The organism is Streptomyces sp. NPDC030143 (genome assembly GCF_055573695.1).
This window is the reverse complement of the sequence record NZ_JBVIAY010000001.1, coordinates 238926-260606: the sequence shown is the minus strand read 5'-3', so window position 1 is coordinate 260606 and position 21681 is coordinate 238926. Positions and strand designations below refer to the sequence as shown.

20 protein-coding genes are annotated in these 21681 nt (G+C 74.0%); 9 read left to right on the top strand and 11 right to left on the bottom strand.

Translation table 11 applies throughout. From position 1 onward, the window contains the following. The first annotated feature begins 71 nt into the window (after positions 1–71). The 3 genes from ACZ4YY_RS01140 (at position 72) to ACZ4YY_RS01130 (ending at position 2100) form a co-directional block, all read left to right on the top strand. Positions 72–932, top strand: a complete 861-nt coding sequence (locus ACZ4YY_RS01140; RefSeq protein WP_468282115.1) for a helix-turn-helix domain-containing protein — start codon at positions 72–74, stop codon at positions 930–932. Continuing rightward, positions 933–1187 (top strand): DUF397 domain-containing protein, encoded by a 255-nt coding sequence (locus ACZ4YY_RS01135; RefSeq protein ID WP_057580268.1) that lies wholly within the window; start codon positions 933–935, stop codon positions 1185–1187. 100 nt (positions 1188–1287) lie between these two features. After that, entirely contained in the window at positions 1288–2100 is an 813-nt protein-coding gene (locus tag ACZ4YY_RS01130; RefSeq protein ID WP_468282113.1) for an SAM-dependent methyltransferase, read from the top strand. A 165-nt stretch (positions 2101–2265) separates the two neighbouring features. On the opposite strand, the gene ACZ4YY_RS01125 is transcribed toward ACZ4YY_RS01130, so the two are convergent. From ACZ4YY_RS01125 to pdxR, 4 genes are all read right to left on the bottom strand, one after another. Then, positions 2266–2976 carry a protein-tyrosine phosphatase family protein gene (locus ACZ4YY_RS01125; protein WP_468282111.1) on the bottom strand — a complete coding sequence of 237 codons (711 nt, stop codon included), beginning with the start codon at positions 2974–2976 and terminating at the stop codon, positions 2266–2268. Positions 2977–3253: 277 nt separating this feature from the next. Further along, complete coding sequence (locus ACZ4YY_RS01120) at positions 3254–4216, bottom strand: hypothetical protein (protein ID WP_468282109.1); 963 nt, start codon at positions 4214–4216, stop codon at positions 3254–3256. Then, a complete protein-coding gene (locus ACZ4YY_RS01115; RefSeq protein ID WP_468282107.1) occupies positions 4216–6984 on the bottom strand; it encodes a PEP/pyruvate-binding domain-containing protein in 2769 nt (922 codons plus the stop codon). Before ACZ4YY_RS01115 ends, ACZ4YY_RS01120 begins: the two co-directional genes overlap by 1 nt. 308 nt (positions 6985–7292) lie before the next feature. After that, a complete protein-coding gene (pdxR, locus tag ACZ4YY_RS01110) occupies positions 7293–8726 on the bottom strand; it encodes a MocR-like pyridoxine biosynthesis transcription factor PdxR (RefSeq protein WP_468282105.1) in 1434 nt (477 codons plus the stop codon). A gap of 47 nt (positions 8727–8773) precedes the next feature. Between pdxR and ACZ4YY_RS01105 the strand changes: the two genes are divergently transcribed. Beyond that, positions 8774–9388 carry a carboxymuconolactone decarboxylase family protein gene (locus ACZ4YY_RS01105; RefSeq protein WP_468282103.1) on the top strand — a complete coding sequence of 205 codons (615 nt, stop codon included), beginning with the start codon at positions 8774–8776 and terminating at the stop codon, positions 9386–9388. Positions 9389–9613: 225 nt separating this feature from the next. Here ACZ4YY_RS01105 and ACZ4YY_RS01100 read toward each other — a convergent pair whose 3' ends face one another. The 3 genes from ACZ4YY_RS01100 to ACZ4YY_RS01090 form a co-directional block, all read right to left on the bottom strand. Then, on the bottom strand, positions 9614–11101 hold the full coding sequence (locus ACZ4YY_RS01100) for a glutamate synthase subunit beta (RefSeq protein ID WP_468282101.1): 1488 nt from the start codon (positions 11099–11101) through the stop codon (positions 9614–9616). Positions 11102–11543: 442 nt separating this feature from the next. Next, positions 11544–12023 (bottom strand): anthrone oxygenase family protein, encoded by a 480-nt coding sequence (locus tag ACZ4YY_RS01095; RefSeq protein WP_468282099.1) that lies wholly within the window; start codon positions 12021–12023, stop codon positions 11544–11546. 159 nt (positions 12024–12182) lie between these two features. Further along, positions 12183–12989: a DUF2293 domain-containing protein gene (locus tag ACZ4YY_RS01090; protein WP_468282097.1), complete on the bottom strand. Its 807-nt coding sequence runs from the start codon at positions 12987–12989 to the stop codon at positions 12183–12185. A 436-nt stretch (positions 12990–13425) separates the two neighbouring features. Here ACZ4YY_RS01090 and ACZ4YY_RS01085 point away from each other — a divergent pair, with 436 nt between their 5' ends. From ACZ4YY_RS01085 to ACZ4YY_RS01075, 3 genes are all read left to right on the top strand, one after another. After that, a complete protein-coding gene (locus tag ACZ4YY_RS01085) occupies positions 13426–14067 on the top strand; it encodes a nucleoside/nucleotide kinase family protein (RefSeq protein WP_468282095.1) in 642 nt (213 codons plus the stop codon). A 174-nt stretch (positions 14068–14241) separates the two neighbouring features. Further along, positions 14242–14655, top strand: a complete 414-nt coding sequence (locus ACZ4YY_RS01080; protein ID WP_468282093.1) for a PPOX class F420-dependent oxidoreductase — start codon at positions 14242–14244, stop codon at positions 14653–14655. A 297-nt stretch (positions 14656–14952) separates the two neighbouring features. Beyond that, positions 14953–15387: a CBS domain-containing protein gene (locus tag ACZ4YY_RS01075; RefSeq protein ID WP_468282091.1), complete on the top strand. Its 435-nt coding sequence runs from the start codon at positions 14953–14955 to the stop codon at positions 15385–15387. A 10-nt stretch (positions 15388–15397) separates the two neighbouring features. Here ACZ4YY_RS01075 and ACZ4YY_RS01070 read toward each other — a convergent pair whose 3' ends face one another. Beyond that, positions 15398–16525 (bottom strand): magnesium and cobalt transport protein CorA, encoded by a 1128-nt coding sequence (locus ACZ4YY_RS01070; RefSeq protein ID WP_468282089.1) that lies wholly within the window; start codon positions 16523–16525, stop codon positions 15398–15400. 269 nt (positions 16526–16794) lie between these two features. Here ACZ4YY_RS01070 and ACZ4YY_RS01065 point away from each other — a divergent pair, with 269 nt between their 5' ends. Next, positions 16795–17589 carry a methyltransferase gene (locus ACZ4YY_RS01065; protein ID WP_468282087.1) on the top strand — a complete coding sequence of 265 codons (795 nt, stop codon included), beginning with the start codon at positions 16795–16797 and terminating at the stop codon, positions 17587–17589. 180 nt (positions 17590–17769) lie between these two features. Here the strand turns inward: ACZ4YY_RS01065 and ACZ4YY_RS01060 are convergent, their stop codons facing one another. Both ACZ4YY_RS01060 and ACZ4YY_RS01055 read right to left on the bottom strand, forming a co-directional pair. Then, entirely contained in the window at positions 17770–18735 is a 966-nt protein-coding gene (locus ACZ4YY_RS01060; protein WP_468282085.1) for a carbohydrate kinase family protein, read from the bottom strand. A gap of 1 nt (position 18736) precedes the next feature. Continuing rightward, positions 18737–19642 carry a pseudouridine-5'-phosphate glycosidase gene (locus ACZ4YY_RS01055; RefSeq protein WP_468283188.1) on the bottom strand — a complete coding sequence of 302 codons (906 nt, stop codon included), beginning with the start codon at positions 19640–19642 and terminating at the stop codon, positions 18737–18739. A 103-nt stretch (positions 19643–19745) separates the two neighbouring features. Here ACZ4YY_RS01055 and ACZ4YY_RS01050 point away from each other — a divergent pair, with 103 nt between their 5' ends. Further along, positions 19746–20174: a VOC family protein gene (locus ACZ4YY_RS01050; protein ID WP_468282083.1), complete on the top strand. Its 429-nt coding sequence runs from the start codon at positions 19746–19748 to the stop codon at positions 20172–20174. A 141-nt stretch (positions 20175–20315) separates the two neighbouring features. On the opposite strand, the gene ACZ4YY_RS01045 is transcribed toward ACZ4YY_RS01050, so the two are convergent. Further along, positions 20316–21599, bottom strand: a complete 1284-nt coding sequence (locus ACZ4YY_RS01045; protein WP_468282081.1) for an MFS transporter — start codon at positions 21597–21599, stop codon at positions 20316–20318. Positions 21600–21681: the final 82 nt, after the last annotated feature.

The window sequence follows — 21681 nt, the reverse complement described above, 5'->3', positions numbered from 1 at the left end:
ACCGGATTCCTTTGTGAACCGGTGGGCCGGGCCGACCGGCCCGCCGGGTGGGCTCTTCGTGGAGGTGGAGCGTGAGCGAACCGCGGTCCGCGCCGACGGTGGGGCAGGTCGTCCTCGGCCGGCGCCTGCTGGACCTGCGGGAACGCGCCGGGCTCAAGCGCGAGGAGGCTGCCCGCATCCTGCGCGTCGCACCCGCCACGGTGCGCCGTATGGAGATGGCCGAGGTCGCCCTCAAGATCCCCTACCTCCAGCTGCTGCTGAAGGCCTACGGGGTGGGCGACGAGGAGGCCGAGGGCTTCGTCCAGCTGGCCGAGGAGGCCAACCGGCCCGGCTGGTGGCAGCGTTTCCACGACGTCCTGCCCGGCTGGTTCTCGATGCACGTCAGTCTCGAGGGCGCCGCCGCCCTGATCCGCCAGTACGAGCCCCACTTCGTCCCCGGTCTGCTCCAGACCGAGGACTACGCCCGCGGCGTCCTGAGGTCCGGCGCCATCGGCCAGACCAGGCCGGAGGACGTCGAGCGCCTCGTCGCCCTGCGCATGCAACGCCAGGAACTGCTGACCCGTCAGGAGGCGCCCCGGCTGTGGGTCGTCATGGACGAGACGGTGCTGCGCCGCCCGGTGGGCGGCCCGGAGGTGATGCGCGGACAGATCGACAAACTGCTCGAGGCAACGAAGCTGCCCAACGTGACGCTGCAGGTCGCCCCGTTCTCCTCGGGGCCGCACCCCGGCACGTACGGGCCCTTCGTGCTGTTCCGATTCGCCATGCCGGAGCTTCCGGACATGGTCTACAGCGAGTACCTGACCGGCGCCGTCTATCTCGACGCCCGCACCGAGGTGGCGACCCATCTCGAGGTCATGGACCGCATGGCGGCGCAGGCCGCTACTGCACATCGCACGAAGGAGATCCTCCGGGATCTCCGCAAGGAGCTGTGAATGGATCGCATCAAGCCGCGCAAACGGGTTTACAACGGCATGCCCGCGCGGGACTTGGGCAGCGAAGGCTGGCACAAGCCGTGGAGCGGCGGCAACGGAGGCAACTGCCTGGAGGCGATGAAGCTCGCCGACGGCCGGATCGCCGTCCGCCAGTCCACCGACCCGGACGGTCCTGCGCTCATCTACACCACCGACGAGATGACGGCCTTCATCGAGGGCGCGAAGGCGGGGGAGGCGGACTTCCTGCTGTCGTGACGTGAATTGGCTTTCTCTGCGTTCGACGAATGCGACTTTCCTCTCGACTTCCTTGTACTGGTAATGACTTGATTACCCATTGCGTCTTACGGAGTGCCTCATGACCGGGCAGGACCCGACCCCTCCCGTGGAGATCGACACCAGCAGACCCCACCCGGCGCGGATGTACGACTGGTACCTCGGCGGCAAGGACAACTACCCCGTCGACGAGGCGATGGGCCGGCAGATGCTCGCCCTGGACCCGCGGGTTCCGGTGATGGCACGGGTCAACCGCGCCTTCATGCACCGGGCGACCCGCTGGCTGGCCAAGAACGGCGTACGGCAGTTCCTCGACATCGGCACGGGCATCCCGACCGAGCCGAACCTGCACCAGGTCGCCCAGCGGATCGCGCCCGACGCGCGGGTGGTCTACTGCGACAACGACCCGATCGTGCTGGCCCACGCGGCGGCCCTGCTGCGCAGTACGCCCGAGGGCGTCACGGAGTACCTCCAGGCGGACGTCCGCGATCCGGCCGGCATCATCGAGGGCGCCAGGAAGATCCTGGACCTCGACCGGCCGGTGGCCCTGTCGCTGATCGCGCTGCTGCACTTCGTCCCCGACGAGGACGGCGCGCACGAACTGGTCGACCGACTGCTGGCGGAGCTTCCCTCGGGCAGCTACCTGGTGATGACCCACGCCACCGCGGACTTCACCCCGGAGGAGTCCGCGGCGGCCACGGAGAAGCTCAGGGCGGCGGGTGTCACCCTGGCCCTGCGCTCCCGCGGGGAGTTCGCCCGCTTCTTCGACGGCGTCGACCTGGTCGAGCCCGGCGTCGCGGTGGTGCCCGAGTGGCACCCCGAACTCGGCGACCCGGTGCCCGGCCAGGACGACGGTGTCATTCCCGGGTACGGGGCGGTGGGGCGGAAACGCTGAGGTCGCGTGCCTGCGGGTCGGCTCCGGGGCTGTCCTGAGGCGGCCCGGTGTGAGGCTGTCGTGCGGGTCGCCTAGGGGCGGCCGGGATGGGGGGTGTGAGGTCGTCGTGCGGGTCGGCTCCGGGGTCGTCCGGGTGGCGGCCGGTATGAGGCCGTCGGGGGCGTCCTACAGCCAGGACCACATCCGCCGGGGGGCGTCCACGAGGCGGCTCACGGCGACCACCGGCAGCGGCGGCTGCTCGGCCTCGGTCCGGCTGAGGTGCAGCCCGTAGTAGATCTGCTCGATCGACGGCGGTCCCACCGCGAGGTTGCGCCGGACCGCCGCCGACGACGACTGCTCCCCGGTCTTCACCAGGTAGGCGGCCGCCATCGTGCCGGTACGTCCGACTCCGGCTCCGCAGTGCACGAACACCTTCCCGGGCGCCGCCGCGACGGCGTCGAAGAGCCGCTGCACCTGCTCCGGCTTCGGCGTCTGCCCGTCCCGGATGGGCAGCCGGACGAGGTCCAGCCCCGCCTTCGTCGGTCCGGCGATCTGGGTCGCGCTCAGGTTCTCGGCGCGCAGGTCGACGACCGTGGTGAAGCCCATGCCCGCCAGGGCCCGGTACCCGGCCGGGGAGGGGGCGGCGCCGCGCCACAGCCGTCCCTCGGCGTCCACGGGCTGGAAGTGGTGGATGCCCTGTACCGTCCGGGTGCCCGCCGGTGCCGCGGTCTCCTCCCGGACCAGGTACGACGTGGCGAGGATGCCGCCGGCTCCGACCGCCCACAGGACGAGGTAGCCGATGACCAGTGCGACGAGGATGCGCACCGCCTGCCGGGGGCGGGTGCGTCGGGGCGTGATGGGGGCAGGGGTGGGCAAAGGGGCGGCGAGGACAGCCATGAGCGACTCGGGGGACTAGTGGGCGAGGGCGTTTTGGAATGGTAACTGGCGATTACCCTTGCCGTCTTGTCCGTGTACGCACGTTTATGCGAACCTTTGGTCGTTTCTGAGCGTCTGGCGGGTGCCGACGGTGGGATACCTGCGGCGTACGCCGACGGTCGGTTGTCGGCCGACGCATGCCGGTCGGGCTGACGCATGCCGGTCGGGCTGACGGATGCCGGTCGGGCTGACGGATGCCGGTTGACTGCTGACCGGTGTCGGCCGTAGGGCGTCGGCGTCAGCCTGCGCCGGCTTCCGCGTCGCCGATGCCGACGACCGTGAGGTGGGCGCGTTCGAGGGTCGCGTCCTCCAGGCAACCGCGCAGCCGCAACCGGTCGTTCTCGGTCAGCGCCGGCCGAACGACGCCGGCGTACAGGCCGTCCCCCAGATCGCCGAGGGCCGCGTGTCGCAGGGGCATCGACGTGGAGTCCCGGCAGCGCTCCCAGACCTGCTGGGCGGCCAGCGACCGGCGCTCGGCGGTCATGTCCGTGCCCCGCAGGGCGACCTGGAGGATCACGGAGGTCACCGCGTTCCGGTTCGCCCGCTCCTCCCGGGTCTGCGTCAGCTCCGCGAGGCCCGCGACCAGCGCGGCGAGCAGAGCGGCGGCGACGACGGTGACGGCGACCAGGCGCGCGGTGCGGCGCGGGGAGGGGCGGGTGCGGGGTCCCAGCAGCGGCCGGTCGTCCAGGTCGTCGTCACCGTCGTGGGGGCCGTGGAGGCCGTCCGGGCCGTGGGGCCGGTGGGGGCCGGGGGCACCGAGGATCGCCAGCCGCCCGGCCAGCCTCCGTTCGGCCGGTGCCGCCGTGGTCGACGCGACCCGCTGCACCACCCAGGCCAGCCCCGACAGCAGCACGCCGGTGACCATGAGGACCGGTACGAACACGTACGAGCGGTCCGCCGGCTCCTCCAGCCATCGGAAGCGGGCCTCCTCGCGTTCCGCCGCGGGCTGTCGCAGCCGTGCCAGGACGTCCGCCTGCCGCGCCTCGCTCTCCCGCTGCCGCCGGTCGGTGTCGCGCAGCCGCTCTTCGATCCGGGACAGCCGCCCCAGCGTCACCACCGCGAACAGCATCACCTCGACCACCAGGAGAAGCACGCCGCACAGCAACGCCCGCTGCCACTGCCACCGGTAGAGGTAGACGATCAGATACGTGCCCGCCCCGGCGGCGGCCAGGCCACCGAAGACGTACGCGATCCTCCTCATCACGCGCCCCCGGGAAGCAGCTCACCGCTGGTTCCGTCGACGGCGAGCCGAGAGCCGGGCGGGTAGCGGCGTACGGCGTCCGTGGCGCCGACGACCGCTGGGAGCCGGTACTCGCGCGCCAGGACCGCCAGATGGGAGAGCGGGCTGCCCGTCTGCGCGACCAGGGCGGCGAGACCGGGCAGCAGCGGGGCGAGCGCCGGGTTCAGGGTGCGCACGACGAGCACGGGGTCCTTCGGACGGGACCCGGTCCCGTCCCAGACGGTCCCGACCGCCCGCCCGCCGGACACGCCCCGCCCGCCGTCGCCCCGGTCGTCGCCGCGCTCGGCGACGACGACCCCGCCCCGCGCCAGTCGGAACGCGGCCGGCAGCGGGGCCGAGGCGGGCCGCGGCACGCGCGCGTGGAGATCGGCGGGCAGCGTCCCGCCGTCGAGGGCGGCGGCCAGCTCACGCCAGCGCAACAGTCCGACGCGGTCCGCATCGAGCCCCCACCGCCAAGCCGCCTCCCGCACCAGCCGCACCTGCAATTCCTGAACCCAGCGGATACGGAGGCGGAGAGCTTCGCGAGGAGCGAGGGCGGAGACGTCCGCGGCGGAGATGTCCGGGGTGGAGATGTCCGTCGTGGAGACGTCCGTGGTGGAGACGTCCGAGGTGGGGATGTCCGTGGGGGAGACGCCCGGGGTGGAGACGTCCGGGGTGGGGACGTCCGCGGTGGGCACGTCCGGCGCGGAGAGGTCCGCAGCGGTGTGCGGCGCCGGGCCGGCCGGCCCACGGTCACGGGCGGTCCCGTCGAGGCGCCGGGCGTCGGCACGGCTCGCCTGGAGTGTTCCGGGGAGGAGCCCTCGCCTCCGCAGGCTCGGTGCGGTCAGAGCCAGGAGCACCGGGTTCGCGGCGACCAGACGGTCGGCGGACACGGCCGGGTCCGCGTGGGCGCCGTCGGGGGTCGGAGTGTTGTAGGACGGGGACGTGTGGGTGGTGTCGGGCGTCGGCGGGCCGGCGCCGGGGAGCCGGGTGCCGTCGCGGAGCCGGGCGTCGTGGTGTGTCGGAGTGTCGTAGGACGGCGACGTGTGGGTGTCCTCGGGCGTCGGCGGGCCGGCGCCGGGGTGGGCCCGGGCGAGTGTGGCCAGGGCCGTGCCGGCCGCCGTGCGGTTCTTCGCGGGCTCGGGCAGCAGGGCACCCGCGAGGGCCTCCTGGGCGTGCAGGGACACCAGCACCTCCCGGGCCCAGCGCAACTCGGCGGCCAGGTCGGGGGCGGCCAGCCGGGACGGCGGGGGCACCTCGGTGAGATGCCGGTCGACGTCCGCGACGAGGTCCGTCGCCAGGCCGGGCAACGCCGGGCCCAGTCGCCCCACCCGCCAGGCCGCGGCGAGCCGGCGTGCCCCCGGCGCGGGGTTGAGCAGCGCGAGCCACCGGTGCCGCGGCGCGACCGCGCCGAGCAGCCGCAGGTCGGCGGCCGGGCGCCCGTCGACCGTCGTGACCGCCGGCACCGTCCGCAGGAGCCGGCGCGGCGCGGTCCCGCCGATGTCGAGCGCGGCGGCCAGCCCCCGGGTCATGGGCGCCACCCACAGGTCCTCCTCCAGCGGCGCCAACTGCTCCGGCAGCGTCTCCGCGACCGGACCGGGCCCGAGCAGCCGCGCCCCGTGCTCCGGACGCGTCGCCATCGCCGTGATCGGCCGGCTCTGGAACAGCCACAGCCGTCCCTCGGCGTCGAACCCGAACTCGATGTCCTGCGGCCCGCCGAAGACCTTCCGCGCCCGCCGCGCGAGCCGTGCCAGCCGCGCCAGCTCGCCGCGGGTGAGCAGCCGGTCGGGCACGGGTCCCGTGGGCCCGCGTGGGGCGGCGGATCCGGGGGTGTCCGCGGTCTCGGCGCCGTCGCCGGGCATCGACGCACTGCCGGGGGCCGGTGTCTCGCCGGGCTCCGTCCGCACCAGTCGCCCGTGGGCGCCCAGCCAGTAGTGGGTCCCGGACCGCTCCCCGCTGACCAGGCTGTCCGGCCCGCCGCGCACCGCGCTCACCAGCATCCGGTCGGCCCGCCCCGCAACGGGGTCGGCCCCGAACAGCACCCCGCCGACACGGGCCGTGAGCAGCGGCTGGACCAGCACCGCCATGGGCGCCGTGGACCCGTCGGGCCGGCGCGCCGAGTCCAGCACGGTCCGCACGGCCACACGAAAGGCCCGCCAGCCGCGCACGTCCAGCACCGAGACGAACCGTCCCGCCTGCGACGACTCGTCCGTGTCCTCCTGCGGCGACGAGGACCGCACGACGAGCGGGCGGGTGCCGCCGTCGGAGAGCTCGTCCCAGGCGCGCCGCAGGGCGACCGTGTCGCCACCCCCGCCGTGCGGGATCACGAAACCGGGGAGGACCGGCAGTCCGGCCCGGGCCGCGCGGGCGAGGTTCGCGGCCTTGGACCCGGCCGACAGGGGGAGCACGGCACCGGGCTGTTCCAGCGTGACGACGGCCGCACCTCGGGCCCGGCCCGGGCCGTGGGCCTCGTCCGGGCCGTGGGCCTTGCTCGGGCCGAGTGCCTCGTTCGAACCGTCGGCCTCGCTCGGGCTGTGATCCGTGCTCGGGGTGTGGGCGGTGACCGGGCCGCGGGCCTCGTTCGGGCCGTGGGCCTCGTCCGGGATGGGGCCCTCGCGCGGGCCGCGGGCCTCACCGGGGCCGTGGGCCTCGACCGAGCCCCGGACCTTCACCGAACCAGGGGTCGGCGCGCCCTGCGGGTTCTCTGTGTCGCGGGCTCCTTCTCCGTGACGTTCGTAGAGCGTCGTCATGCAACACCCTCCAGGACCGGCCGCCAACAGGAGGGACGCGCTGGGATGGCCCTGCGCCTGACGGCGGAACGAAGGATGGGGCGGGCCGCCGCCGGCCGGACGCATGGTCCGGACGCGACCACGGCGCACCTCCTGCTCCGATGGTCCCACCGCACTTCTCATCCATGTAGCCCGTAAGCCACATTTCGTCCGAGATCGGATGAATTGTGGAGAGTGGCGCGGAGCGAGGGCTGGGGGCGCTGCTTCGCCCGGGGAGCGCTCGCCGGCCGCCGTCCCGTCCCGTCACGGGTCGAGGCGGGCGGGTGCCGTCACGCGTGCGGTGGCAGGACGCCGCACAGGGCGTCCACGGCCGCCGCGTAGGCGTGTTCCGACGGTGTCGCGTACCCGACGACCAGGCCGTCCTCCGGCGCCCGGTCCCCCTGGCCCGCCTCCGGGTGCCGGAAGGAGGACAGGCCGTCCAGGGCGACGCCCTGCCAGGCGGCCGCCTTGACCGTGGAGCGCTCGGTGCCCGGTGGCAGGCGCAGCACCGCGTGCAGGCCGGCCGCGATCCCGGTGACCTCGACGTGCGGCGCGTGCTCGGCGAGCGCCGCGACCAGACGGTCCCGGCGTCTGCGGTACCGCTGCCGCATACGCCGCACGTGACGGTCGTAGGACCCGCTGGTGAGGAAATCGGCGAGGGCCAGCTGGTCCAGGACGCTCGCCCAGGCCTCCCGCTCGCCCTTGGCGGCCAGGACGCCGTCCACGTACCGCTCCGGCAGCACGATCCAGCCCAGCCGCAGCGCGGGGGAGAGGCTCTTGCTCACCGAGCCGATGTGGATCACCCGCTCGGGGTCGAGGCCCTGGACGGCGCCGACGGGTCTGCGGTCGTAGCGGAACTCGCCGTCGTAGTCGTCCTCCAGCACCACCGCGCCGCGTGCGCGGGCCCAGTCGATCACGGCGGCCCGGCGCGTGGCGTGCAGCGGGCCGCCGGTCGGGAACTGGTGCGCGGGCGTGAGCAGCACCGCGCGCTCGAGCTCCAGCAGTTCCACGCGCGCCCCGTCCCCGTCGAGCGCGAGCGGCACGGTCCGCACGCCGGCCGTCGTCAGCAACTCCCGGTGGAAGTCCAGCCCGTACGCCTCCACGGCGAGCGGACCGCGCAGCACCCCGCCGGCGCCCTGCCCGAACAGCAGGCGCAGCGCGTGCGCGAAACCGGAGCAGACGACGATGCGCTCCGGCGCGGTCCGGACGCCCCGCGCGCGGGCGAGGTACTCGGCGAGGGCCTCGCGCAGTTCCCGGCGGCCGGCCGGATCGCCGGGCCCGAACACGTCGTTGGAGGCCTGGTGCAGAGCCCTGCGGTAGGACGCCAGCCAGGCCGCACGGGGGAACGCCGACGCGTCCGGGGTGCCCTGCCGCAGGTCGTGCCGTGGGCCACGCGCGTGCGGCGGCGCCTTCTTCGGTACGCGTGCGACGCCGTGCAGCGGTGCGGCCCGGTCGGCGACCCGGGTGCCGGAACCCTGACGCGCCGTCAACCACCCCTCGGCGACCAGTTCCGCGTAGGCGTCCGCGACCATGTTGCGGGCCACGCCGAGGTCCGCCGCGAGTGAACGGTACGGCGGCAGCCGGGTGCCCGGAGCGAGCCGCCCACTGCGCACGGCCTCCCGCAGCGCCCGGATCAGCGCCGCCCGCCGCCCACCCGGTCCGGACAGCTCCAGGTGCAGGTCGGCACCGATCCGCTCCGCCGAATTGACCCACGATTCCACCATGGAAATGCACCCTACCGGCGGTCTATCCAACTCTTAGCGTGGAGGACATGACGACGAACACGATCGCCACGAACCCGCACACCGACGGCACCGCCCCGCACACCGACGGCTCGGTGGCCGCCCAGGAGACCGGCACCGGCGCCGCCGGGGCCGCGGCCGTCGGTGCCGGCGCCCCCGACCCCTCCGCCGCGATCGCCGCCGCCGAGGCAGCCCGCACCCGCCTCGACTTCGCCGGCTCGGCGCGCAAGGCCTTCCGCGCCCTCGTCGGCTTGGACGCCGCCGCCCGTGAGGGTCTGGACCCGGCCCTCGTCGAGCTGATCCAGATCCGCGCCTCCCATCTCAACCACTGCGCGTACTGCCTCCACATGCACACCAACGACGCCCGCAAGGCCGGCGAGAGCGAGGACCGCCTGCACATGGTCGCCGTCTGGCGAGAAGCCCGGCAGTTCTTCACCGAGAAGGAGCAAGCCGCCCTCGCGCTCACGGAGGCGGTCACGCTGGTGGCCGACGGTGGGGTTCCGGACGACGTCTACGCCGAGGCCGCGGCCCGCTTCGACGACGCCGAACTCGCCCAGGTGCTCGCCCTGATCTGCACGATCAACACCTGGAACCGGGTGGCCCTGGCGACGGCCAAGGTGGCGGGCACGGACGAGCGCCGCTGAACCGGCCCGAGGGGAGCCCGGCTCGCGACGCCTGGCACGCACGCATGCTCGCCGTGTTGCCGGGAGCCACTGGTAGCTCCGCTGCGAGGAGCTTTCCGGCGCCCTGCGATCGCACGCACCAGACGCCGCCAGCCGCTCGGCCTCCCCTTGTTGGCCGGAGCGCCGAGCCGCCGGGCCCGCATACCCACGATCACCGGCGACCCGGTCCGTCCGCGGCCCGCGTCCTCACACGGTCATGGGCCGGTCGTACGGCGATATCGGCGCCGGAAGCCGTGAACTCCCCGTCAGATGACGGTCGACGGCCGCCGCCACCGCCCGGCCCTCCGCGATCGCCCACACGATCAGCGACTGCCCGCGCGCCGCGTCCCCGGCGGCGAACACCCCCGGCACGTTCGTGGCGAAGTCCGCGTCGCGCGCGAGCGTGCCGCGCGGGTCCAGCGCGAGCCCCAGTTGCTCGACGAGCCCGTCCTCCCGGTCGGGCCCGGAGAAGCCGAGGGCGAGCAGCACGAGGTCGGCGGGGAGCTCCCGGCCGGTGCCCTCCACGGGCCGGCGTCGCTCGTCGACCTCCACGAGATGCAGCGAGCGGACGTGTCCGTTCTCGTCGCCGGTGAAGCGGAGCGTGGACGCCGCGAACAGGCGCGCGTCGGCGTCCGCCGCCGGCGCGGTCTCCAGGTCGCGCGCCTCCTCGTGCGCGGCCGACAGCCGGTAGGTCTTCGGGTACGTCGGCCAGGGGTCGGTGTCCTCGTCGCGCTCCGCGCCCGGCTGGGCGTAGATGTCCAGCTGGGTGACGGACGCGGCGCCCTCGCGCACCGCCGTGCCGAGGCAGTCAGCCCCGGTGTCGCCGCCGCCGACGATCACGACGTGCCGTCCGGCGGCGGAAAGCGGCGAGGCCTCCAGGTCGCCCTCGCCCACCCGATTGGCCAGCGGCAGGTACTCCATCGCTTGGTGGATGCCGGTCAACTCCCGCCCCGGCACGTGCAGTTCACGCCACGCGGTGGCCCCGGTGGCGATCACCACTGCGTCGTAGCGCGCCCGCAGGTCGTCGGCCATGACATCCCGCCCGACCTGCGTCGACGTACGGAACTTGGTCCCCTCGGCCCGCATCTGCTCGATCCGCCGTTCCAGATGGTGCTTCTCCATCTTGAACGCGGGGATGCCGTACCGCATCAGCCCGCCGATCCGGTCGTCCTTCTCGTACACGGCGACCGTGTGCCCGGCCCGGGTCAGCTGCTGGGCCGCGGCCAGACCGGTGGGCCCGGAGCCGATCACCGCCACGGTCCGCCCGGACAGCCGGTCCGGCGGCCGGGCCGGGGTGAATCCCTCCGTCCAGGCCCGGTCGGCGATCGCCACCTCGACGTTCTTGATGGTGACGGCGGGCTGGTTGATGGCGAGCACGCACCCCGCCTCGCAGGGCGCCGGACACAACCGTCCCGTGAACTCGGGGAAGTTGTTCGTCGCGTGCAGCCGGTCGCTCGCCGCCCGCCAGTCCTCCCGCGACACCAGGTCGTTCCACTCGGGGATCAGGTTGCCGAGCGGGCAGGCGTCGTGGCAGAAGGGAATGCCGCAGTCCATGCAGCGGTCGGCCTGCTTGCTGATGATCGGCAGCAGGGCCCCCGGGACGTACACCTCGTCCCAGTCCCGGACCCGCTCCTCGACCGGCCGACGGGGCCAGTCGCGGCGTGGCGTGGTCATGAATCCCTTGGGATCGGCCATGGCGTCTTCCTTGCGTACGCGTGGGACGGCCGAGCGTCATCGGGCGGCACTCTTCCGGTCACGATACGTCCCCTGGGGGGCGCCCGCAGGGTTGGGAACGGCCCTGGCGGCCGCATCGGGAACGGCTCCGAAAGCGGCGTCGGGAAAACCCCGGGGGCGGCGTCGGTAATCACCCTGGGGGTGGCGTCGGGAACGCCCTCGGGTGGCGCCCGGGAGCGACCCCGGGAGTGGCGTGGGGCATGGCCCCGACAACGGCGTCGGGAAGCCCCCGTGGGTGGCGTCGGAAACGACCCCAGGGGTTGCGCCGGAGGCGGCGTCGAGATCGGCGGCGGGGACGCCCTCCGGGGGACCCCCCCCGGGGGGCGCACGGCGAAGGCGGGCGAGATCGGCGGCGGGGACGCCCTCCGGGGGCGCACGGCGAAGGCGGGCGCCGGCGCGAGGGTCAGACGAGGGCCAGCATGTACGCCACCGTCGCGGCCGCCGAGGTGGCCGTGCGGACGTGGTTCCACGCGGTCCACTCCCGCACATACGTCGGCCAGTACGTGACGGCCTCCGCAGTGCCCGCCTCCAGCTTCATCAGCGCCTCGTTGCGCGGCACGTTCGCCACCACGGTCACTCCGAACGCCCCGAACAGATACAGCGCGCTGCCCACCAGCAGCTGCACCGTCCCGTCGTCCGGCCACAGCACGAACGTCACCACGGCGATCACCGCGCACAACGCCGTCGCCCCGAGGAAGAGGATCATGAAACCCGGTGTCATGGCCGCGGAGTTGATCGCGTTCATCGCGGCGACCCCCTGCGCGGGCGGCAGCGCGGCGAGCCCCCGCATGACCAGCACCGAGAAGGCGCAGAAGACGCCGGCCACGAGCCCCGTCGCGACGGCGCCGAGCACCACGAGCACCAGGTACGGCCCATCGATCATGTCAACCACGACTTCCACCCGTCGAGCGAGGACCCTGCCCACCACGGTCCGTCCGTTCCGTCATCTCACATGAGAACCCGCTGCCCGCACGACGACCATGCGCGAGACCCGCCGGCCCGTGCGGGGACGTCCAGGGCGGTGCCGAGGAGGCGAGGGGCCTCAGGCGACATCCGCGGCGGTCCCGTCCGCCGACGTGCCGCCGCCCCCTCCCGCCTCCCGCCACCCCCGCAGCAGCCCCTCCGCCTCCCCCGCGATCCGCCGCCGCGCCTCGTGCCGGGGCACTCCGCTCATCAGCAGACGGTCGTACGGCGTGTCCAGATGCCGTACGGACGCCACGACCGCGGAGACGACCGCCCCCTCCGTCAACGCCCGCCCGGCGGCGCTGCGCCCCACCCGCCCGCTGCCCCGCACCGAGGCGTGGACGGCGATGGCCTGCGCCCGGTCCGCCGGACAACCGGGGAACAGACGGCCGATCTCCGCCGCGAAGGCCTGCGTGAACCGCAGGTCCTGTGCCGCCCGCCGCCGCGCGTCCCGGGCCCGGCGCCGCCGTCTCGCCTCGGCGTCGGCGAGGCACCGCGCCTCGGCCCGGGCCAGGCCCGCCTCCTCGACCAGGACGCCCTGCCGCTCGTAACGCCCCTTGCGCCGGTTGAACCGGACCACCACCACCGAGAGCGCGCTCTCCTCCCGCGACCTGCGCGTCAACGCCGTGTCACCGCGCGGCAGGAACACCAGGTGCCCGAGGTCGGCGCAGTCGAGACAGCGGGGCGCCCCGTCCTCCAGCACCACCATCGGCTGCGGCCCGCGACGGCACGCCGCGCAGTGCCGACGGCGCTGCGGCTGAACGACGAGAAGCCCGGCGCGCGAGGGCGAGAGCGACGGCGGCGGTGGCGCTGACGACGCCGATGGCGGCGACGGCGACAGCGGGGGCGGCGACGACAGCGGGGCAGGGGTCACGGGGGTGGCCATAGGGGCTTCATTCCCGCCGGGCCCGACGGCACGCCGTCCCGTCCCCCTCCCGCGAGCCGCCCGCAACCGCCGTTCCACCGTCGCCGCCCGGCCCGTCCGCGGTCCATAGGGTGTGGACACCGGCACCCGGAGGAGGGCGGAGCGCAGGCGTCCCCACTCCCTCCACGGTCGGCGCGAGATCCGCGCACCACAGCGCGGGCACTCCTCGGGCACCTGCTCGCCCCGGAACGAGGACGTTCGATGCGCGGCCCCGCCGTGTGCGGCCCACCGCCCGGCGAACACACCCGGCCGACGCCCCGGGACGCGGCCCCGCTTCCCGCGGACGTGCCAGAGCCCGCCGCGTGCTCCTGTGGCTGCTCGACGCCCGCCGCGTCCACGACGACGGCGCGGGCAGGCGCGTCCCGCGCGACGCGTCCGGCCCGGTGCCTGACGCATCATGGGCCGTGTGCGACTCGAAGCGATCACCTGGGAACGGCTCGGCGACCTCCTCGCCGACCGGCTTCTCGCCCTGAAGCCGGACGACGGCAGCCCCTGGCCGCGCATCGCCTTCGACGGCGCCCCGGCGGCCCGCCCCGGCGACCTCGCCGAACGCGTCGCCGAGGCGCTGCGCGTGCGCGGCCGCCCCTCCCGCGTCGTCGACGCGCACGGCTTCCTGCGGCCCGCCTCCCTCCGCCTGGAGTACGGCCACCACGACGTGGAGGCGTACTACAGCGGCTGGTTCGACACCAACGCCCTGTGGCGCGAGGTCTTCGGCCCGCTGGACCCTGACGGTGACGGCCGGATCCTGCCGGACCTCTGGGACCCGGCCGCCGACCGGGCCACCCGCAGCCCCTACGTCCATCTCCCGCCCGGCGGCTTCCTGTTGCTGCACGGCCCCCTCCTCCTGCGGCACTGGTTCCCCTTCGACCTGACCGTTCACGTCCTGCTCTCCCCGCCCGCCCTGCGCCGCCGCACCCCCGAGGCCGACCACTGGACGCTGCCCGCCTTCGAGCGTTACGCGCAGGAGACCGACCCCGCGGCGACGGCGGACGTCCTCGTTCGCTCGGACGACCCCCGCCATCCGGCATGGAACGGCTGATCACCCCGGCCGGGTCGATGGCGCAGGGCCGATCCGCCTGCTCTGCCGGTGGCGAAGGGCCGATTCGCCTGCCTGACAGGCAGCGAACGGCCGCTTCCACCAAACCGGTTGGCCCGGTGGATCTTTTCCCGCTCCCCACTGTTCAATGCACGTGCATATAACTAGTCTGTCGGTATGCCGATCTCTTCCCGCACCTCCGTCTCCCTCGCCCCCTCGGTCCGTGCCCTGCTCGACGGCAAGAACTTCGCCTCCGTCGCCACCCTCGGCCCCGACGGCGCCCCGCAGAACTCCGTCGTCTGGATCAAACGCGAGGGCGACACCGTCCTCTTCTCCTCCACCGACGGGCGCCAGAAGGTGCGCAACCTCCGTCGCGATCCCCGGATCAGCCTGTCGGTCTTCGACCTCGCCGACCCCTACACCTCGGTCGAGATCCGCGGCACCGCCGAGATCCTCCCGGACGAGGATAAGAAGCTGCCGTACGACCTTTCCCACAAGTACCTCGGCATCGACCCGCCCGGCGAGAAGGACGACGAGGTCCGGGTGATCATCCGCGTGGTGCCGCGGAAGGTCGTGGGCTTCTCGGTCTGAGCCCACGCTCCACGGAACCGCTCCCGGTCCGGGGGCCTCACCCGGCCCGGCGACCTCACCCGGCCCGGCGACCTCACCCGGTCCGGGGACCTCACCCGGCCCGGCGACCTCACCCGGTCCGCCGCCCCACCGGCCCGGTTCGTCGGCCCGGCCCAGCCGGCCCTGCCCTGCCCGCGAAGGTGCGGGTGCCGGACGGCGCCGGGAGAATTGAGGGCGCCGGAACACGAGAGCGCAGGGCGCCGGGACAGTGGCGTGATCCATGTCGCGCCGGCCGCCGTCCGGCACCGGGAGGACACCATGACCACCGCCGGAGACATCATGCACCGGGGAGCCCAGTGGATCCCCGCCCACGAGACCCTCGACCGGGCCGCCCAGCTGATGCGCGAGCTCAACGTCGGAGCCCTGCCCATCAGCGACGAGAACGAGCGGCTCTGCGGCATCCTCACCGACCGGGACATCGTCGTGGGCTGCGTCGCCATGGGCCACGACCCCTCCGAGGTCACCGCCGGACAGATGGCCCAGGGCACACCGCGCTGGATCGACGCCGGCGCCGACGTCAGCGACGTGATCCACGAGATGCAGGAGCACCAGATCCGCCGGCTGCCCGTCATCGAGAACAAGCGCCTGGTGGGCATGATCAGCGAGGCCGACCTCGCCCAGCACCTCCCCGAGGACCAGATGGCCTCCTGGGTCGAGAGCGTCTACGCCCGGACCGGTCCCGCCCGGGACTGACGCCGGCCGCTCACAGCCAGCCGTTGCGCCGGAAACCGCGGTACAGGACCAGACAGGCGAGGGATATCACGCCGAGGATCAGCGGGTAGCCGAACCTCCAGTGCAGCTCCGGCATGTGGCGGAAGTTCATGCCGTACATCCCGCAGACCATCGTCGGCACTGCGATCATCGCGGCCCAGGCCGTGATCTTCCGCATGTCCTCGTTCTGCGCGACCGTGACCTGGGCCAGGTGTGCCTGGAGGATCGAGTTGAGCAGTTCGTCGAAGGCGGCGATCTGCTCGGTGGCCCGGGTCAGGTGGTCGGAGACGTCGCGGAAGTAGGCCTGTATCTCCGGGTCGACCACCCGCGCCGGCCGGTCGGCGAGCTCACGCAGCGGGCGCCCGAGCGGCACCACCGCCCGCTTCAGTTCCAGCAGTTCACGCTTGAGCTGGTAGATGCGCCCCGGGTCGGCCCGCGCGCCGTTCTCCGCGAAGACGTCCGTCTCGACCTGGTCGATGTCCGCCTGCACGGAGTCGATGACATTGAGGTAGTCGTCGACCACATGGTCCGCGAGCGCGTGCAGCACCGCCGACGGTCCCTTCGCGAGCTGCTCGGGATCGGACTCCAGCTCCTCGCGCAACGGTCCGAGCGAGCCGTGCCGTCCGTGCCGGACCGTGACGACGAAGTCCCGGCCGACGAAGACCATGATCTCGCCGGTGTTGACCACCTCGCTGGTCGCCGTCAGCTGCTCGTGCTCGACGTAACAGACCGTCTTGAACACCGCGAACAGCGTCTCGCCGTAGCGCTCCACCTTCGGGCGCTGATGGGCCTCGACCGCATCCTCGACCGCCAGCGGATGCAGGTCGAAGAGCTCGGCGATCCCCGCGAACTCCTCGTTCGTCGGCTCGTGGAGACCGAGCCAGACGAAACCGTGGCCGCTCTTGCGCACCCGCTCCACCGTGTCGACGAGATCGCTGCCGACCGGGGCGCGCGTGCCGTCCCGGTACGTCACGCAGTTCACCACCGAGGAACCCAGCGGTGAGCGCGCCGGGTGGCTGAGGTCGACCCGCGTCCGCCGACGCGCCAGCCGTGCCACCCTGCGCAGTCCGCCGACCCTGTCCAGGCCGGTGACCTTCCGCAGATTCCCCGCCATGGTCATCTGCATCTCCTCGTGTGGGTCTCCTCGTGGCGCGTTCCGACGCCCTGGCGAGCCAGTCTGCCAGGCCCGGGCAGGAGCCGGGTCAGCCTGTGGAAACGGGACGTTCCGCTTTGTTCCCGCCTGCGGACGGCCTGATGTGGGTCTGCCCACGCCGCGCGGTCCCATCCCTTCGGGCCCGGCCGTGGACCGCCCCGCCGACCGCCTCCGGCCAAGGCACTCCGGCCGCGTCGACAACCGTGGACAACCCCGACAACTGGGATGATCGCCGTATGACGCGAACCGACGGGTATCTCCTCGACAACCGACAGACCGAGGCGGGAGAACGCTTCGAGGCCTTCGCCACGCTCTTCGACCCCACGACGTTCCGGCACCTCGAAGGGCTCGGCGTCGGACCCGGCTGGCGCTGCTGGGAGGTCGGCGCGGGCGGCACCTCCGTGCTGTCCTGGCTGGCCAAGAAGGTCGGCCCCACCGGGAAGGTCGTCGCCACCGACATCGACACCACCCTGCTGCGTCCGGCCGCCCGCCCGCCGGTCGAGGTGCGCGTCCACGACGTCGGTGCCGAGGAACCGCCGGGCGAGGGCTTCGACCTGGTGCACGCCCGGCTCGTCCTCGTTCACGTACCGGAACGGGAGCGGGCGTTGCACTCGATGATCAAGGCGCTGCGCCCCGGTGGCCGGCTCCTCGTCGAGGACGCCGACCCCGCCCTGCAACCCCTGGTCTGCCCCGACGAGCACGGTCCCGAGCAGCAACTCGCCAACCGGCTGCGGCACGGGTTCCGCTCGCTCCTCACCGACCGGGGCGCAGACCTCTCCTACGGCCGCAGGCTGCCCCGTCTGCTCCGAGAGGCCGGGCTGCGCCGTGTCGAGGCCGACGCCCACTTCCCGCTCACCTCGCCCGCCTGCGCCGCCCTGGAATCCGCGACGGTCCGTCAGATCCGCGCCGATCTCGTCGCCGCCGGCCTCGCGACCGACGAGGAGGTCGACCGCCATCTCACCAACGTCGCCTCCGGCAGCATGGACCTGGCCACGGCACCGATGATCTCGGCGTGGGGACGCAAGGGTTAGGGGTGTTTCGACAATCCCGCACAGCACCCGCGGCGCCCGGCACGCCCTCTCGCCGCACCGGCCGAAAGCCCGAGTACATCCAGTACGAGCGCTTGCGTCCGGCACGCCGAGAGCACGCACCGGACACCGTGGGCACCGCACAGGACTTTCGAAACACCCCTAGGCGCTCCCCCGCTCCGCTCAGCCCGTGTGCGCCGTGCCCACCGTCGGCGCGCCGTCCTCGCCGCGCGCGGGCGGCCTGCCGCCCACCCGCTCCACCGCCCGCGCTCCCGCCGCGCACCCCTCGGCCGCCGCATCCTCGGGGCCGGCGCCGGCGAGGAGGGCGGCGAGGAACGCACCGGTGAACGCGTCCCCGGCGCCCGTGGTGTCGCGGGGCGTCGCCGGGACGGCCGGTACCCGGGCCAGCACGGATCCCCTCCGCGCCACCAGCGCGCCGTCCGCACCCTGTTTGGCCACCACCAGCGGAACGCGGCGGCTCAGCTCCGCCGCCGCGGCCGCCCCGTCGCGCAGCCCCGTCAGCAGACACGCCTCGTCACGGCTGGGCAGCAGCACCTCCACCCCCCGGACGAGTGTGAGGAAACGACCGACGCCCAGCTCCGCCAGGAAACCCGCCGACGCCGGGTCGAGGCTCACCGCCACCCCCCGCGCGCGGGCCGCCGCCAACGCCGTCCGCACCAGCGCACGCCCCGACGCCGAGAACAGCAGGTAACCCGAGAGGTGCAGCCGGGCCACGCCGTCGAGCAGGCTGTCCGACCAGTCGTCCGGTCCGAGCCGCAGCGACGCTCCGCTGTCGGTGAGGAACGTCCGCTCGGCCGAGGCTCCCGCGTCCACCAGACAGATCACCGTCCCCGTGGCCGCCTCAGGATCGACGACGAGCCGGGGCCGCACCCCGCAGGCGAGCAGCTCCCGTTCGTGCCAGGCCGCCCCGTCCGCGCCCACCCGGCCGAGCATCCGTACGTCCGCACACCCTCGGTGCGCCGCCCAGCAGGCCACGTTGGCGCCCGCCCCGCCCGGCAGGGTCCGGATCACGGCCGTCGTGTCCGTCCCCGCGGCCGGCGGCCCGTGATGCCGCGCGACGACGTCCGTCACGACGTCCCCCACGACCAGCAGGGCCGCACCCGCGACCGGCCCCGCCCCCTGTGTCATGTCACGCCCCCGCCCACGCCGCGGCGATCCGCCCCGCCAGCCGTACGTTGCCGCGCACCGCCGCCAGGTTGGCGCTCAGGGACGCGCCGTCGGTGTGCCGGACCAGGTAGTCGAGCAGGAACGGCGTCACCGCCTGGCCGGTCACGCCCTCCGCCTCGCACGCGTGCAGCGCGTCGGCGAGCACACGCGCGTGCAGGTCGGGATCCAACTGCTCGTCCTCGGGCACGGGGTTGGCGACGATCAGCGCCGACTCCGGCACGCCCAGCCCGTCCTGTGCCCGCATCACGTCCGCCACCTGTCCCGGGCTGTCCACCGTCCAGTCCACCGGATGACCCGAGTCGGACAGGTAGAAGCCGGGGAAGCGGTCGGTGCCGTACCCGGCCACGGCGACCCCCAGCGTCTCCAGCCGTTGCAGGGTCGCCGGCACGTCCAGGATCGACTTCACCCCCGCGCACACCACCGTGATCCGGGTGCGGGCCAGCAACCCCAGGTCGGCCGACTCGTCCTGGGTCACCGTCCACTCCCGGTGCACCCCGCCGAGTCCGCCCGTCGCGAACACCCGCACCCCGGCCCGCGCCGCCAGCAGCGCGGTCGCCGACACCGTGGTCGCCCCGCTCGCGCCCGAGGCGACCGCGAGCGGCAGGTCGCGATGGCCCAGCTTGCGGATCCCGTCGTCGTTGGCGATCCGCTCCACCTGCCCCTTGTCCAGCCCGACGTGCGGCCGCCCGTCCAGGACGGCGATCGTCGCCGGTACGGCGCCCTCCTCGCGGACGACCGCCTCGAGCTCCCGCGCCACCTGGAGGTTGCGCGGGCGCGGCAGCCCGTGAGCGATGATCGTGGACTCCAACGCCACCACGGGCCGACGCGCGTCGACCGCCTCCCGCACCTCTTCCGACACCACCAGCACCACGCGCCCGCCTCCTGTCCGTCGGTCTCCCCTCCATCTCTGGCGGGCGGCGCGCCGGGCCAAACCCTTGCGGTCTGTGGGGGACGACACCAGCCTGGAACGCATGACCGACAACACGACACGTCTCGACCACGTCGTCCTGTGGGTGCGCGACCCCCTCGCCGCGGCGCGCTTCTACGAGCGGACCGTCGGACTGGAGCCCGTCAGGGTCCCGGAGTTCGCCGCCGACGAGGAGCCGTTCCCCTCCGTCCGCGTCAACGACGAGACGCTCCTCGACCTCATGCCGCTGGCCATGGCGGAGCGCATGAAGATGCTGCCCGGCGCGGCGGAGAGCGCAGGGCATCCGGTGAACCACGTCTGCCTGGCCCTGTCCGAGGCCCGCTTCGACGCGCTCGTCACCCGCCTGGAAGAGGACGGCGTGCCCGTCTCGGACATCGCGCACGGCTCCTTCGGCGCCCGCGGCAAGGCCACCCGCAGCTTCTACTTCCGCGACCCGGACGGCAACGTCGTCGAGGCACGGCACTACGACTGAGGACTTGCACGATGAGCGCCTGATCAGGCCGCGTGGTCCGGCGCCTTGCGACGCACGGCACCGGGCCGCCCGGCCCGGGCGGGCACAGTGCAAGGACCTTGAGCCGACACGGCCGGCAGCCGGACGGGGAACCCGCCTCGCTCAGTCGTCGCCGCGCGGGCTCCGGCCGGCCCCGCCCCGGGTGAACAGCACGAGGCCCGCCAGCGGCAGGAGCAGACCCGCCGCCGCGAGATTCAGCCACGGATAGCCCGCGCGGGCGACGACGAGACCCGCGACCGCCCCGCCGATCCCCGCCGACGCGTTCATCGTCAGGTCGGACAGTCCCTGCGCGGCGGCCCGCGCGGCCTGCGGCACCGCGTCCGTCAGCAGGGCGGATCCGGACACCAGCCCGGCCGACCAGCCCAGACCCAGCACGAACAACCCCAGCGCGGTCTGCCCGTGGCGGTCGCCCGCCGTCCCGGCCAGGAACAGCGCGACGGCCAGCAGTCCCGCCGCGAGCCCTGTCACCGACAGCCGTCCCACCCGGTCCGCCAGCCGTCCCATCAGCGGCGCGAACGCGTACATGCCCGCGATGTGCACACTGATGACCAGCCCGATCAGATCGATGCCCGCCCCGTGGTGCGCGAGGTCGACCGGTGTCATCGACATGACGGAGACCATCGCCGTGTGCGAGACGGCCACCGTCACCAGAGCCAGCCGCGCGAGGGGCGAGGCAGCGATCGCTGCGAACCCGGCGCGCAGGGAACGGGCCTCGGCCGACCGCTCGTCCTCGGGCGCGAGCGCACGAGCCGTCAGCAGTGGGTCGGGACGCAACAGCACACCCACGACGACCGCCGATACCAGGAAGATCCCCGCCGTCCACAGGAACGGGCCGGCCGCTTCGGGGATCCCCAGACCGGCGACGCTGCGGCCGGCGGGCGCGGCGATGTTCGGCCCCAGGACCGCGCCCAGCGTCGTGGCCCACACGACGTGCGAGATGGCCCGGGCCCGCCGCTGCGGCTCGGCCAGGTCGGCGGCCGCGAACCGCGCCTGAAGATTCGCCGACGACGCCGCCCCGAACGCGGCCATCCCGCACAGCAGCAGCGGAAAGCTGCCCACCCGCGCGGCCACGACGACGATCCCGGCGCCCAGGGCGCCCACGAGATAGGCCAGCACCAGCCCCGGCCGGCGCCCGCGCGCGGTCATGAGGGCGGCCATCGGCATCGACAGCACGGCCGTCCCGGCGACGGTGGCCGTGGGCGCCAGCCCCGACAGCGCCTCGGTGCCGCTGACCTGCCGGGCCAGGACCGCGGCCAGCGCGATTCCCGTCGCGACACCGAGGCCGCCGAGGATCTGGCTCGCGACCAGCACCGCGGTCGTACGGCGCCGCAGGGCGGCCAGGGCGTCGGCGGTCAGTGGCGGGACGGCCCTCTCGACGGAGGTCACGGCGTACACCGGTCCCGGCCGGGGTTCCGTCGCAGCGTGCGTCCGCGTGTGGAAGTGGTGGTCATCGGCGCAGTCTCCCCCC